The sequence below is a fragment of the Bifidobacterium santillanense genome (assembly GCF_018555385.1).
Classification (GTDB): Bacteria; Actinomycetota; Actinomycetes; order Actinomycetales; family Bifidobacteriaceae; genus Bifidobacterium; species Bifidobacterium santillanense.
Map to the genome: position 1 here is coordinate 542,955 of NZ_JAFEJS010000001.1, position 14,965 is coordinate 557,919.

Annotated in this window: 11 protein-coding genes; 2 read left to right on the forward strand and 9 right to left on the reverse strand. The window is 67.1% G+C overall.

The genetic code is table 11. The features are described from left to right. Positions 1–2: 2 nt before the first annotated feature. The 3 genes from JS528_RS02435 to JS528_RS02445 form a co-directional block, all read right to left on the reverse strand. Entirely contained in the window at positions 3–1,202 is a 1,200-nt protein-coding gene (locus JS528_RS02435) for an ABC transporter permease (RefSeq protein ID WP_214357485.1), read from the reverse strand. A 1-nt stretch (position 1,203) separates the two neighbouring features. Next, the gene (locus JS528_RS02440; protein ID WP_214357486.1) at positions 1,204–2,298 is read right to left on the reverse strand and encodes an ABC transporter permease; all 1,095 of its coding nucleotides are present in this window, start codon (positions 2,296–2,298) and stop codon (positions 1,204–1,206) included. A gap of 145 nt (positions 2,299–2,443) precedes the next feature. Further along, positions 2,444–4,075, reverse strand: coding sequence for an ABC transporter substrate-binding protein (locus tag JS528_RS02445; protein ID WP_214357487.1), 1,632 nt, complete (start codon positions 4,073–4,075; stop codon positions 2,444–2,446). Positions 4,076–4,585: 510 nt separating this feature from the next. Between JS528_RS02445 and JS528_RS02450 the strand changes: the two genes are divergently transcribed. After that, complete coding sequence (locus JS528_RS02450) at positions 4,586–5,734, forward strand: ROK family transcriptional regulator (RefSeq protein WP_214357488.1); 1,149 nt, start codon at positions 4,586–4,588, stop codon at positions 5,732–5,734. Between the two features lie 45 nt (positions 5,735–5,779). Here the strand turns inward: JS528_RS02450 and JS528_RS02455 are convergent, their stop codons facing one another. From JS528_RS02455 to JS528_RS02480, 6 genes are all read right to left on the reverse strand, one after another. Continuing rightward, a complete protein-coding gene (locus tag JS528_RS02455) occupies positions 5,780–6,742 on the reverse strand; it encodes an ROK family protein (RefSeq protein WP_214357489.1) in 963 nt (320 codons plus the stop codon). Between the two features lie 20 nt (positions 6,743–6,762). Next, a complete protein-coding gene (gene gnpA / locus JS528_RS02460) occupies positions 6,763–9,015 on the reverse strand; it encodes a 1,3-beta-galactosyl-N-acetylhexosamine phosphorylase (RefSeq protein ID WP_214357490.1) in 2,253 nt (750 codons plus the stop codon). A 181-nt stretch (positions 9,016–9,196) separates the two neighbouring features. Then, on the reverse strand, positions 9,197–10,156 hold the full coding sequence (locus JS528_RS02465) for a carbohydrate ABC transporter permease (RefSeq protein ID WP_240541250.1): 960 nt from the start codon (positions 10,154–10,156) through the stop codon (positions 9,197–9,199). Then, a complete protein-coding gene (locus JS528_RS02470; protein ID WP_214357491.1) occupies positions 10,153–11,124 on the reverse strand; it encodes a carbohydrate ABC transporter permease in 972 nt (323 codons plus the stop codon). Before JS528_RS02470 ends, JS528_RS02465 begins: the two co-directional genes overlap by 4 nt. A 162-nt stretch (positions 11,125–11,286) precedes the next feature. Continuing rightward, positions 11,287–12,600, reverse strand: coding sequence for an ABC transporter substrate-binding protein (locus JS528_RS02475; RefSeq protein ID WP_214357492.1), 1,314 nt, complete (start codon positions 12,598–12,600; stop codon positions 11,287–11,289). Between the two features lie 240 nt (positions 12,601–12,840). Next, positions 12,841–13,581, reverse strand: a complete 741-nt coding sequence (locus JS528_RS02480) for a copper homeostasis protein CutC (protein ID WP_214357493.1) — start codon at positions 13,579–13,581, stop codon at positions 12,841–12,843. A gap of 136 nt (positions 13,582–13,717) precedes the next feature. On the opposite strand from JS528_RS02480, the gene JS528_RS02485 reads away from it, so the two are divergent. Then, a complete protein-coding gene (locus tag JS528_RS02485) occupies positions 13,718–14,935 on the forward strand; it encodes an ROK family transcriptional regulator (RefSeq protein WP_214357494.1) in 1,218 nt (405 codons plus the stop codon). Positions 14,936–14,965 lie beyond the last annotated feature (30 nt).

A 14,965-nucleotide genomic window follows, 5' to 3' on the forward strand; every position in this document is an offset into this window, starting at 1 on the left:
GTTCACTCCTTCTCCTTGCCGGCGTCGGGGGCCTTGCCCTCGCCGGTCCATTCGCTGCCCGGGAACGCCGGGTCATGGTCGGTGACCGTGGCCGGGGTCTCGCCCGGGGTGAGCGGGTTCCTGGCGGCGTCCAGCTCGGCGACGACCTCGTTGCGCACGCCCGGCTTCTCGTTCGGGTCGACGGAGGTGTCCTCGATCGAGCCGACGACCTCGCCGGCGGACTTGCGGGCGCGCAGTCGAGGATCGGCCAGATCGTTGAGCGATTCGCCGACCAGCGTGATGCCCAGCACGATGAGCACGATCGCCAGGCCCGGGAAGATGGCCGTCCACCAGATGCCGGCGGTCACGTCGGCGACGGATCGGTTGAGGTCGTAGCCCCATTCGGCGGCGGAGGTCGGCTCGATGCCGAAGCCGAGGAAGCCCAGGCCGGCGAGGGTCAGGATCGCCTCGGAGGAGTTGAGCGTGAGGATGACCGGCAGGGTGCGGGTCGAGTTCTTGAGCAGGTGCTTGGTCATGATGCGCCAGGTGGAGGCGCCGACGACCTTCGCGGACTCCACGTAGGCGGAGTTCTTGATGCGCACCACCTCGGCGCGGATCGTGCGGAAGTACTGCGGGATGTAGACCACGGTGATCGAGATGCCGGAGGCGAGGATGCCGCTCCACAGGCCGGACTGGCCGCCGGAGATCATGATGGCCATGAGGATGGCGAGCAGCAGGGACGGGAACGAGTAGATCGCGTCGGCGATCACGACGAGCACGCGGTCGACCCAGCCGCCGAAGTAGCCGGAGACGAGGCCGAGGAACACGCCGGCGAAGATGGACAGCAGCACGGCGATGATGATCGCGATGATGGCGGTGCGGGCGCCCCACACGGTGCGGCTGAATACGTCGAAGCCGGCGACGGTGGTGCCCCAGATGTGCTGTGCGCTGGGCGCCTGCTGCGGCGTGAACGCCACGCCGTCGTCGCCCTTCATCTGCGCGTAGTCGTAGGGGGCGATGACGGGGGCGAAGATCGCCACGAGGATGAAGAAGGCGGTGATCGCCAGGCCGGTGACGAGCATGCCCTTCTGCCAGCCGACGGCGATGCGCAGGTCCTTGATGATCGGGGCCTTCGCCCACCAGGGGGCGGGCTTGTTGACCTTGAGGCCGTCGAGGCGCTTGTCGCCGGGCACGCCGACCTTGTTGACTGTGCTTTCGGTCATGTCAGTACCTCACTCTCGGGTCGATGAGGGCGGCGACCACGTCGACGATGAAGTTGACGACGGCCACGATGATGGCGATGAGGATCACGATGCCCTGCACGGCGACGAAGTCGCGGGCCTTCAGATAGGTGGAGAGCATGAAGCCCAGCCCCTTCCATTCGAAGGTGGTCTCGGTGAGGACCGCGCCGGCGAGCATCATGGCGATCTGCATGCCCATGACGGTGATGATCGGGATCAGGGCCGGACGCCACGCGTGCTTGTTGAGCAAGCGGGACTCGGAGACGCCGCGGGAGCGGGCGGCCTCGACGTAGCCGGAGTTGTAGGTGGCGATCACGTTGGTGCGCACCAATCGGATGAACACGCCGGCGGTCAGAAGTCCCAGGGCGAGCGCGGGCAGGACGGCGTGGCGCAGCACGTCGACGAGGACGGTCATGTTCCCCAGCTGCAGGGCGTCGATGATGTAGAAGCCGGTCGGCGAGACGAGACGGCCGAACTGCATCTCGCTGGACAGGTCGGAGCGGCCCGAGGAGGGCAGCACGTTGAGCCACACGGAGAAGATGAGCTTGAGGACCAGGCCGAGGAAGAACACCGGGGTCGCGTAGCACAGGATGGCGAAGACGCGGATGCCGGCGTCGGCGGCGTGGTCGCGGTGCTTGGCGGCGAGGCGGCCCAGGCCGATGCCGACCACGAGGGCGACGACGAGCGAGAGCAGCGCGAGCTCGAAGGTGGCGGCGCCGTAGCGGGTGAGGATGGTGATGACGGGCTGGTTGTCGGTGAGCGTCGTGCCGAGATCGCCGTGGAGCAGACCGCCGAGGTAGTCGGCGTACTGGACGATGAGCGGTCGGTCATACCCGGCGGCGTGGATGCGCTTCTGCAGTTCGTCCGGCGTGAGTCGTCCGCCCAGCGCGGCGGAGATCGGGTCGCCGGTGGCTCGCATCACGAAGAAGACGATGGTGACGAGGATGAAGACCGTGGGAATGATCAGCAGGAACCTGGTCAGGATGAAGCGGAAGAATCCGCCCGACAGCCGGTTCCTCTTGGTTTGTTTCGGCTGGTCCGCGTTCGCCGCGGCAGCCGGAGCCGTGGTGTGTGACACGCGACGCTCCTTTTGTTTAGTTGGAATACGAATAGGGCTCCCCTCGATCGCCCGAGGGGAGCCGGAATCAGGGCCTACGACTCAGCCCTTGGATGGAACCTCGTCCATGGCCGCGGGAACCTGTCCGGCCCCGCGGCCGCCGGATTCAGCTCTTGGTGACGGAGGCGTAGCGGAAGCGGAACGACGCGTCGAGCGTGACGCCCTTGACGTTCGCGCCGGTGACGGCCACCTGGGCGCCCTGCAGCAGCGGGATGGTGGACAGATCCTCGGTCTCGAGCTTCTGGATCTGCTTGAGGATGTCCTCACGGGCGGAGGCGTCCTTCTCGCCGGCCTGCTTGACGATGAGGTCGTTGACCTCCTTGTTCGAGTAGGCGTTGTTCACGAAGTTGCCGTCGCGGAAGAACGGGGACAGGTAGTTGTCCGGATCGGAGTAGTCCGGGAACCAGCCGAGCTGGTAGACCGGGTAGGAACCGTCGGAGTCCTCGGTGACGTTGCGCTCCTTGTTGTACTGGGTCCACTCGGTGGACTGCAGGTCGACCTTGAACAGGCCGCCCTCCTCGAGCTGGTTCTTGATGGCCGCGTACTCGTCGGCGGAGGAAGAGCCGTAGTGGTCGTTGTTGTACTGGAGCTTGAGGTCGACCGGGGTCTTGACGCCGGCGGCCTCGAGGACCTGCTTGGCCTTCTCGGTGCTGGGCTTGCCGTTGCCGTCGCCGTAGGCGGACTTGAGGGTGTCCTCATGGCCGGCCAAGCCGTCCGGGATGAAGGAGTACATCGGGGTGTAGGTGCCCTTGTAGACCTTGGTGGCGAGCTCCTCGCGGTCGATCAGGTTCGCGACGGCCTGACGCACGGCCTTGGCCTTGGCGGCGTCGGCGTCGGGCTGGGACTCGCCGTAGGGCTGGATCTTGAAGTTGAAGGCGAGGAAGCGCTCCTCGCCGCCCGGGCCCTTGACGACCTTGACCTTGGAGTCCTTGGACAGGTCCTCGATGTCGGTCGGGCTCAGGGAGCGGTAGGCCACGTCGATCTGGCCCTGCTGCACGGCGAGCTTGAGGTTGGAGGCGTCGGCGAAGTACTTGACCTGCACGGCCTCGTTCTTGGCCGGGGTCAGGCCCTTGTAGGAGTCGTTCTTGGCGTAGGCCAGGGCCTCGTTGTTCTTGTAGGAGGTGAGCTTGTACGGACCGGCGAACGCGTTCTTGGAGACGATGGTGTCGGCGTCGGTGAGCTTGTCGGCGGAGAAGGAGTCCTCGTCGACGATCGGGCCGGCCGGGCTGGACAGGACCTGCTTGAGGGTCACGTCGTAGGGCACGGAGTCCTTGAACACGACGGTGGTGTCATCCTTGGCGGTGACGGAGTCGATGTTGGCGAGCAGCGAGCTCGGGCCGTTCTCGTCGTTGATCTTCTTGACGCGGTCGAAGGAGAACTTGACGTCGGAGGCGGTCAGGTCGTTGCCGTTGGCGAACTTCAGGCCGCTCTTGAGCTTGACGGTGAACTCGGTGCCGTCGGAGTTCCACGTGCCGTCGTCGGCGGCGATGTCGGGGCTCAGCTCGGAGGTGTTGTAGTCCTGCGCGTACAGGAACGGGAACACGTTGATCTGCACGGCGTAGGAGCCGTTGTCGTAGGAGCCGGCCGGGTCGAGGCTGGTGATCTTGTCGGTGGTGCCGATGGTGATGGCGGAACCGTCGGCCGCGCCCGCGCCGTCATCCTTCACGCCGCCGCATGCGGCGAGCGAGGCGATGGCCGCGACGGATGCGATCAGCGCCATGACTTTCCTGGATTTCATTAGGAATCCTCTCTCTAGTTTCCTAAGCCACACCTCGTATTCCCGGCGTGGATTAGGGCCCACCATACGGATTTCCCGTGTTAACCCGACGTTTCCTTATGTAACATCCAAGCGTCGCGAACGCGGGTTTTCCCCGGAATTCCGCCGTTTCATGGAATCGTCCGCATGGCGGATTCCCGTTAACACGCCGTTCACATCGTGAGACCGGCATGCAAGACGGGTCCGCGGGCCGAACGACGGACGCGGCCGCGGCCGATCGGCGCCTCCCGGACGCCCGCGGCCGCCGCGGATGGGCCGATCGAAAATGTTAAGAAAGCACGCAGAATTCAAACGCGCTGTTTTCAGCGGTTTTCGAGACTGTCGACAACATTGTTCCCCTATAATGGAAACTACGTTTTCTTATGTGTCGGCAGTGTCGCGACGCATCCGGTATCCTTTGGTTCCGCATCCAGAGCCGCGGCCCGCATCCGTTCACGCGGGGACGCGCGGCATGTCGAGGAAGGTGGCATCATGCCCGATCAGGCGTACACAGGTTCGCTCCCCCTGCGGACCCCGGGCCGGACGACCAAGGCCAGCCCCTCCGATGTGCGGCGGCTCAACCGCGCGCTCATCTTCAACCTGCTGTTCCCCTCGAACCAGTGCTCGCGCGCCGAGCTCGGCCGTCTGACCGGCCTGTCGCGCGTGGCCGTGTCCGACGTCGTCAACGACATGCTCGACGAGGGGCTGATCCGCGAGAACGGCCACGTCTCCCCCGCCACCGGCAAGGGCAAGCGCGCCACGCTGCTGAGCGTGGACACGACCCGGCTGCGCATCATCAGCATCGACCTGTCGCAGGCGTATCTGATCCAGGGCGCCGTGACCGATCTGCTGGGCGTCACGCACCAGCACATGGAGATCGCGCTCGGCCCGGACAACCGCATCGACGTGGACGCGATCGTCCAGCTCGTCGACCAGCTGCGCGCCGACCTCGACTCGGACACCGTCATCGGCATCGGAATCGGTCTGCCCGGCGTGGTGTGCGACGGCGTCGTGCGCGAATCCACGGCGCTCGGCTGGCACGACGTGGATCTGAGGACCATTCTGGAGACCAGGTTCACGGTCCCCGTCACCGTGGCCAACGACGTGATGTGCGCGATGCTCACCGAGCGGTTCTTCGGCCAGGGCGGACCTAACCTCATGTTCGTCAAGCTCGACCGCGGCATCGGCTCCGCCACGCTGATCAACGACGTGCCGGTCGTCGGCGAGCATCACGCCGGCGGCGAGATCGGGCACATCTCCCTCGATCCGGAGCACGGCCCCGACTGCCCGTGCGGCAAGCGCGGCTGCATGGAGATGCTGATCTCGGCGCCGGCGCTGCGCGAGCGCATGATCGGCGCCGACGAGGAGACTCAGGCGTCCATCATCCACGAGGCGGGCGAGTACTTCGCCTCGGCGATGGCGATGCCCGTCGGACTGCTCGACGTGACGGACATCTGCCTGTGCGGGCCGGCGGACGTGGTCAACAACGCGTTCCTCGAGGCGGCGCAGCAGCGGCTGGACGCGATGACCCAGTCCAAGTTCCACGAACGCACCACCATCCGCCGCTGCCAGTGCGGCGCCGGCATCGCGCTGCGCGGCGCGGCGATCAACGTGGTGCTGCGTCATCTCGAGGAGGCATAGGGTCATAGGGGCCCCGGATGGCATGGGAAGGCCCCGGACGCGGGATCAGACCGAAAGCGCCGCCGGCCCCGCAGACAGCGCCGCGCCCAGCGCCCCGAGCGGCGCGTCCGCCGGCGCCAGACGCAGACGATCGGCCAGATGCAGACCCCTGAGGAACGGGCAGGGCTCCTCGCGCGCCGACAGCTCGTCCTCGATCACCCGCATCAGCGGCTCGCCGGTGCGGGACATGCCGCCGCCGATGATGATCACGTCCGGGTCCAGCGCCTGCACGACGATCTGGATGACGTCGCCGATGGCGTGCTTGACCATGCCGAGCACGCGGCACGCCTCCACCTCGCCCTGCGCGGCCCGGATGATGAGGTCGGGCATCGCCGCCTCTCCCCCGGCCACGGGCCACAGCTTGGCCACGGCCGCGCCGGAGCACACCGTCTCCAGGCATCCCCGCTGGCCGCACGGGCAGTCGAATCGGTTCGGATCGACCGGGATGTGCCCGACCTCGCCGAGCGCGCCGCTGGCGCCCCGGCACAGCTCGCCGTCGACGATGACGCCGGCCGCGAGCCCGGTCCCGAAGTTGAGGAAGGTCACGACGCCGTCCCCCCGCGCCTCGGGCAGCAGCCGGGCGGCGCCGAGGGCGGCGGCGTTCACGTCGTTCTCGACGTGGACGGGCACGCCGATCGCCCCGCTCACACGCGGCCCCAGCGCGACGGCCTCGACGTCGAGGTTGACGATGTGCTCGACGATGCCGGCGTCGTTCTCGACACGGCCGGGCGTGCCGATCCCCACCGCCGCGACGTCGGCGAGCCTCGAGCCCGCGACCTCGCGCACGACGGCGACGACGTCCTCGACGAGGTTGTCCTCGCCGCGTCTGGCGGGCACGCGCGCCGTGGAGCGGACCTCGCTGTCCGGATCCACGAGCGCGGCCTCGATCTTCGTGCCGCCGACGTCCACGCCGACGAGCCATCGCCGTTGCTCCGCATGCGCCGTTGCATGCGTCGGTTCAGCGGTCATGGTGTTTTCTCTCCTTTCGGTCAGCAGTCGCGCCATGCGATGGCGCTGGGTTCCAGATCGAAACGCTCCGACGAGCCGTCGGGCAGCGTCACGTCGGTGGTCTGCGGGCGGTCGGTGTTGTTGACCACGCAGTAGATGCGGCGTCCGGCGAAGTGGGCCACCTCGCATTCGGGGTTCGTGGAGCTGAACGCGGCGTAGCGGTCCTCGTTGCGGCTCGCATGGAACAGGATGCGTTCCAGGAGGCGCGCGTTGGCCGCCGAGTACGGCAGTCCGGACACGTACACGCCGCGTCCTCTGCCGTATTCGTTGACCGCGAGCTGCACCTGACCGCCGTCGGCGCGCAGCAGCGTGACGTCCTCGTCGATCGGGAAGGTGTTGGGGATCGGCTCGCCGAAGTCGATGCCGCCCAGCGGCGCCCTGCCCTGGCCTCCGCCGCAGCCGCTCAGGGGCGCGCGGTATCCTGCGCTCTCCCACGCCTCGCGCGCGGCCGGATCGACCGGCACGTCGGCGGTGATGAAGTGGTCGGGCGTGACCGGCGGGAAGTACTTGTCGACGGACAGCGTCTGGAAGCGCTCCTCGTCGACGCCGAGCACGTCGGCGAGCTGGAAGAAGCGTCCGCCCTGCCATCCGGCCACGGCGGTCGGTTCGCCGACACCGACGAACGCGCCGCCGGCGCGCACCCAGGAGCGGATGGTCTCGAGCAGCTTGGAGTCCCGCCACACGTCGCCTCCGGAGAACGCGGTGCCGACCGGGCCTCCGTTGATGATCACGTCGACGTCCGGGTCGATGCCGTGCTCGAGCACGTCGGCGAAGCTGATGAACCGCACGTTGACGCGCATGCCGGAGAGCGCCTCGAGCAGGCCGTAGTAGGAGTACGTCTGCTTGTTGGGCAGCGCGTGCGCGACGGTGAACGCCATCCAGGAGCGCATCGCGCCCCACGAGTTGAGGATCGCCACGTTGAGCTCGCCCTCGGCGGCCTCGCCTCCGGTGCGCTCGTGGATGTCGCGGAACTCGTCGGCGATGTGCGTGACGGTGTCGACGAACTTGGGGAACTTCGCGGCCAGCGACAGGTAGCCGCCGTAGCCCATGCGGTCGATCGGCGAGCGCAGGATGGCGCGCCGCGCCTTGCGCCAGTTGTCGAGTCCCTCGATGCTCGGATCGTTGCCCTCGTGGAACGTGTCGGGGAAGAAGTACGGCAGGAAGCGCCCCTCGGTGTACCTGACCCCCGGGATGTCGGCGATCATGCGGGTGGTGGTGCCATCGCCGATCGAGCCGACCACGGCGTCGAGGCCGAGGTCGCCGAAGCCCTCCTTGTACGGCTCGGTGCCGATCCACTGGTCGCCCAGGAACATGATCGCCTCCTTGCCGGCGGCGTGCGACATGTCGACGAGGCGCTTGACGTTCTCGCGCACGAAGCCGGACAGGAAGTCGATCCAGTCGCGCTGGTGCCTGCCGGGCACGCGCCAGGCGGAGTTGTAGCAGCCCTCGTCCACGAAGTCCTCGGGGCGCAGACGGTAGCCGTAGTGCCGCTCGAAGTCGTCGAGGGCGGCCGGCGAGACGGTGCAGGCGCTGCCGAACCAGTCGACGATCTTCTCGCGGTGCCGCTGGTCGAAGAGCAGCGTGAACTGGTAGAAGAACGTGGTGAAGCGCACCACGTCGACGGCCGGGTTGTCCTCGAGCCACTTGGCGAACGTGTCGAACACGAACCGGCGCGTGGCGGGATGGTAGATGTCGAACGGGATCTCGTGCTCCTTGTCGCCCCAGTCGTTGGTCAGGTGGTTGTACATCTCCACCGGATCCCAGATGATGTAGGCGAGGAACGAGACGGTGTACTCGTGCATCGGCACGGCGTTGATGACGGTGACGGAGCCGGCCGAGGCGTCGACGCTCCAATCGACCGGGTCGACGGCGCGGCCGGTGGTGCGGTCGACGACCTCCCAGTACTTCGCCGGCGAGGCGTCGTAGTTCGGGGTGAGCTGCTCGGCGTAGAACGTCCTCATCAGGTCGATGGAGATCGTGTCCGACTCGGCGAGCACGCGCTGGGTCATCAGGTAGACCTGCGGCGTCTCGTCCATGTGCAGCGTGATCCACTCGTTGTGGGCGCGCGTCGGGAAGTAGGCGCTGTACACCTTCTTGCCGAGGGCGAGCACCGCGTCGTCGAGGTGCGTGCCGTCGGAGTTGCGGATGGCGTCGGCCCCCCACAGCTCGGCGAGCTCGCGGGTCTTCTCGGCGAAGTTCTCCTCGGTGGGAAGGGTGAATCGTCCGGTGGTCATATGTCTTGTACTCCTTTGTGCAATTACGGACCGGCCTTCGGACTGTCCGCTTCACGGCGTCTCCTCCGGCCCTGCAATTATCGACTCGCGCTACGCGCGAGACTCAATCCTGCCCTCGCTCGGCTTTCGCCTCACTCGGGCTGAGCCTACGGACAGTCCACCGGACTGTCCGCTTCACGGCTCAGCCTTTCACGGATCCGGCGGCGAGACCGGCCTGCCAGTAGCGTTGGAGGCCGAGGAAGAGGACGATGACGGGCAGGACTCCGAGGAGGGCTCCCATCATCAGGGCGCCGCGGTCGTTGAACGTGGCGAGCGAGACCATGCCGTACAGGCCGAGCGTGACGGGCTTGAGGGTGTCGGCGGAGATCATCATGAGCGGCAGCAGGAAGTTGTTCCATGTCGCGACGAACAGGAACAGGAAGATCGTCACCATCGCGGGCGCGAGGATCCGCAGGACGATGGTGAAGAAGATCCTCGCCTCGCTGGCGCCGTCGATGCGCGCGGCCTCGAGCAGCTCGTTCGGCACCGAGGTCTGCGCGTACACGCGGCCGAGGAAGAAGCCGAACGGCGAGACGCAGCACGGGATGATGACGGCGAGCATCGTGTCGGTCAGGTGCATCGCGTGGAAGATCGAGTACTGCGGAATGGTCAGCAGGGCGGCGGGCATGAGCATGCAGCCCATGATGACGCCGATGGCGAGGTTCTTGCCGCGGAAGTTGAACTTGGCGGTCGCGTAGCCGGCCATGACGGCGACGAGCGTGCCCACGGCGGCGGAGACGCCGGAGTAGATCAGGGAGTTGAGGACCCAGCGCCAGAAGTTGCCGCGCGTCCAGCCCAGCAGCTTGGAGTAGTTGGCGGCGATCGCGTTCGGCAGCTGGTCGATCCCGACCGCGAACCACAGGCCGTTGCTGCCGGTCATCTGGCTCGGCGTCTTCGTGGACGCGATGATCGCCCAGTAGATCGGGAACAGGAAGTAGATCAGCGTGATCACCAGCGCGGCGATGGTGACGATCCTGACGGCCGCCGACGGCTGCATGGAGCGCGGCAGGTCGTTGGCGTGCAGGTCTCGGATGCGGTCGGCCTTCCGGCGGGCGCGCCTCGCCTCGCGCTCCTGGCGGGTCATGGGGGTGGTTGCGCTCATTGCTCGTTCACCTTCCTTTCGGCGAGTGCGTAGAGCGCGGCGAGCACGCCGGCGATCAGCGCCATGACGATGGCGATGGCCGAGGCGGGTCCGTCGCCGCTGGGGGTGAGGGTGCCGCGCGAGGTGTAGAGCGCCATCATCATCGGCGTGAACGACTTGGAGATGCTCGGGTCGGACACGGACATGATCTCGGGCTCGTTGAACAGCTGGATGGTGCCGACGATCGACAGCAGCATGGCGAGCAGCGCGGCGGCGCGCACGTTCGGCAGCTTGATGTGCCACGCGATCTGCAGGCCGTTGGCGCCGTCGATGCGCGCGGCCTCGTACAGGTCGTGCGGGATGGCCTGCAGCGCGGCGAGGAAGATCAGCATGTTGTAGCCGGTGAACGTCCAGGTGGTGATGTTGGCCATCGAGCCGATGACGATGTTCTTGGCGAAGAAGTCGACGTTGACGCCGATCGCGGCGAGCCCCTTGACGATCGGCGAGATCTGGCCGTTGTACAGGAACACCCAGATGATCGACGCGACGATGCCGGGGATGGCGTACGGCAGGAAGTAGCCGAGGCGGAACACGGTGACGCGCTTGACGATGTACGAGTCGAGCAGCATCGCCAGCACGAGCGCGGCGATGATCATGACCGGCACCTGGATGAGCGTGTAGAGCAGCACGCGCCCGATGCCGGACCAGAACGTGGCGGACGTGACGACGTACTGGAAGTTCTGCAGGCCGACGAACTTGTTGACGAGCTTGCCGCCGCCGTACGCGCCGCCGCCCTCGGCGACCTGGCGGAAGAAGCTGGAGTAGATGGCCCAGAAGATGGGCAGGATGAACACGAGCGCGAACAGGATGGCGAACGGGGCCATGAAGGCCCAGCCGGTGCGGTGCTCGCGCTTGGCGGCGTCGGAGCGCTTCGGCTTGGAGGACCTGCGGTCCCCCGCCGCGTTCGCCGCATGCGTGGTGGTGGTCATGGAAGCACCTTTGCTTTCGGACGGGATGTGTGTGATGAGGATGCGATGGATGTGGGGGCGCGTCACGAGGAAAGGCCGGAGCCCCGGACTCCGGCCTTTCCTTCCGATGGCGTCGCGACGCCCGTCACCTGCCGGGAAAGGCCCGGTCGGCGTGGTGCCGCGCTACTCCTTGACGGACAGGTTGAGGTTCTTCAGCGTGTCGATGGAGGTCTTCTGCGCCACGGAGAAGATGTCCTCGACCTTGCCGGAGCCGTCGACGGCCTTGGCGGCGGTCTCGTTCATCGCGGTGGCGACGGCGGAGAAGCCCGGCATGTAGGTGAAGTCGCCCATGTTGTTGTTCGCGGTCTTGAACTCGGCCATGATGTCCTGGCCGCCGAAGAACTTCGACCAGTCCTCGGGGGTCTCGGCGTCCTCGGTGGTGGCGGCCGGCACGAGGCCCTGCGAGACGAGGTCGGAGACCTGCGTGTTGAACCAGTCGAGGAACTCCATGGCCTCCTTCGGGTGCTTCGAGTTCTTCAGGACCACGACGCCGGAGCCGCCGTCGGGGCCGGTCTTGCCCGCGTTGTCGAACCAGTCGCCGAGCTGGGCCACCTGCCAGTCGCCCGCGCCGGTGTCGCCGGCGGAGCCCATGAACAGCGGCGCCTCCCATGCGGCGGCCACGGTGCCGATCAGCGAGCCGTCCTGCAGCGAGGCGTCGAAGGACGCGTCCCAGCGGGCGTTCGTGGTGGCGGCCTTCGCGTCGAGCAGCTGCTGGTAGAGATCCGCGACGGCCTTGGAGCCGTCGGTCTCGGTGTCGACGACCCACGCGTCGTCGACGACCTTGTACCAGCCGCCGGAGGCGCCCGCCAGACCGGAGATCATGTTGCCGGCCTCATCGGGCTGGTAGGACATGATGTACTTGCCGGCGGCCGCGGCCTTCTTGGCGGACTCGACCATCTCGTCGGCGGTCTTCGGCACGCTGATGCCGAGCTTGTCGAACTCGGCCTTGTTGTAGAAGTAGACCAGCGGGCCGGTGTCCTGCGGCAGGCCGAAGTACTTGCCGCCGACCTGCATCAGGGAGTACGGGCCGGACGCGAAGTGGTCCTTGTACTGCTCGGCGTACTCGCTGACGTCCTGAAGCATGTCCTTGGTGAAGACCTCGGGCAGCTCCGCGTAGCCGACCTGCGCCAGATCGGGCGCGTTGTCGTTCTTGACGTCGGTCTCGAGCTTCTTGATCATCTCGGAGGCCTTGCCGTCGAACTTGGTGGCCTTGACCTGGATGTTCGGATGCTCCTTGTTCCACTTGGCGACGATGTCCTTGACGAGCACCATGCCGTCGTTGTCGGGAAGGCGGTGCATGTAGGTGATGTTCACCACGCCGCCGTCGGACGAATCGTCGGAGGCGTTGCCGTTGGCGTCGGACCCGCAGCCGGCGAGGCCCATGGCCATGGCGGCGACGGCCGCCGCTCCCGCAATCAGTCGCTTCTTGTATGACATTGTTTCCGCTCCTCTTCGAGTTGGGTGTCACCACTCCTTCGTGGCAACTACAGGTAACTTTAAAGGGTCGGAAAACCTATGTCAACTATCTTTGCATTAACAGCGTGTCATCGTTCACAGATGCATGTCGATACATCAAAAACCGCACGATCATGCGGTTTTACACATTATGACAACATCGTTTACATTGGAGCCTCATCCGGCGGCGCCGCCCCACCGGAAACGACTCCGCCGCCGGCGCTAGAGCGCGTGCGCGAGCGCGACGGCCGCGCGCACCACGTCGCGGTCGGTGACCTCGATCGGGGCGCCGCCGCCACCGCCGGGACCGCCCTCGGCAGGGACGAGCCGCTTGGCGGACAGATGCAGCGCGTCCACGCCGGTCGCCCTCGCCGCGGGGATCGACTCGGGCGTCAGCCCTCCCCCGGCCTCGATCTGGATGCGCCCCGCGGCGAGGGCCGAGAGCGCGCGCAGCTCGTCGAGCCCCTCGGGCACGCGCGGGGCGCCGCCGGAGGTGAGCACGCGCGTGTACCCCAGTCCGACGAGCGTCTCCAGCGCGGCGGCGCGGTCGGGCACCATGTCGAAGGCGCGGTGGAAGGTGACCTGCACGTCGCGGCCGGCCGCGCGACCCTCCGCCCGTGCGGCGTCGGCCAGCGCGGCCGCGAACGGCGCGTCGACCGCCCCCTCGGGAGTCAGGCCGCCGACCACGACGCCGCGGGCCCCGGCGCGCACGGCCATGCGCACGTCGTCGAGCTGGACCGCCTTCTCGTCGGCGTCGAACACGAAGGAGCCGGCGCGGGGGCGGATGAGGACCTGCACGCCCTGCGGCACGCCGACGACGGCGCAGGCTGCGATCAGCCCCGGACTCGGCGTGAGGCCGCCGGTCGCGCCCAGCGCGACGCACAGCTCGATGCGGTCGGCGCCCTCCTCGGCGGCGATCCTGGCTCCGGCGACGTCCTGGACGGCTATCTCGATCATCGTCATGGCTTCATCGTAGCCGACGACGCACCCGGCGTGTCTTAATTGCCTTCATACATTAACCGCGTTAACATCTAAGCAAGTTCAGACTTCAAGGACGATACGGACCATCAGTGACGAGCGACGCAAGGAGGTGTCAGGCATGAACAACGGCAGAAACGCCGCCACCGCATCCCAGGCATCACTCGCCGAGTTCAATCGCTCCCGGATTCTGCAGCACCTCTACCACAACGGCGTCAGCTCGCGCGCCCAGATCGCCAAGGCGCTGGGCCTCACCCCCGCCGCCATCACCAAGATCACCGCCCAGCTCATCGAGGCCGGCGCGATCGCGGAGACCGGCGACATGGAGGGCGAGAAGAACCGCCGGTCCATCGGACTCGAACTCGACACCACGCGCTTCCACGTCATCGGCGTCAAGTTCGCCCGGTCCCTCGTGCAGATCGGCGTGTTCGATCTGTGCGGCAACACACTGAGCGTCGAGGACATGCCCCCGGTCACCAACGACACCATCGACGACGCCGTGCGGCTGCTGCACCGGCGCATCGAGTGCCTGATGGCCGCCGACAGGCGCGTCTTCGCCATCGGCATGGCCATCCCCGGCCCCTACATGCGCGACGAGGGCTACACCGCCGTCGTCTCGTCCATGCAGGGGTGGCGCGACGTGAACTTCATCGACGAGTTCGCCCACGCCTTCTCCGTGCCCGTGTTCATCGAGCAGGACGCGCGGGCCGGGGCCCTGGCCCACTACCTGTTCGACCCGAAGTCGCACGGCGACACCAATCTGGCGTACTACCTCGTCGGCGAGGGCGTCGGACTGGGCGTCATCGACAACGGCCACATCGTCAACGGCGCGCTCGGCGCCGCCACGGAGATCGGCCACGTGTCGATCGACGTGAACGGCAGGCCCTGCGACTGCGGCAACGTCGGCTGCCTCGAACGGTACTGCTCCACCCCCGCCATCCACGAGATGCTCATCGAGGACGGCATCCTCGTGCCCGGCGTGCGGGACATGTCCAACGCGGAGGCGGCGCGCGCGCTGTTCGCGCTGGAGCGCGACGGCGACGAGCGGGCCCGCGAACTCGTGCTGCGCATCGCCCGCTACGTCGGATACGGCTGCGTCAACATCTTCAACGCCTTCAACCCCAGCCACATCATCATCGGCGACATCGTCTCCGAAGCCGGGGCGACGTTCCTCGACGAGGTGCTCGCCACGGTGCGCAGGCGCTCGATCCCCGAGATCTACGACTCCACCGAGATCACGCTGTCCACCATGTCCACCGACGCCATCGTGTGCGGCGCCTCGGCCATAGCGGTCACCCAGTTCCTGGACCATCCGTCGATGTTCTTCGATCTGAGCTAGCCGCCCCGGGGCGCAACGCCCCGGACCACC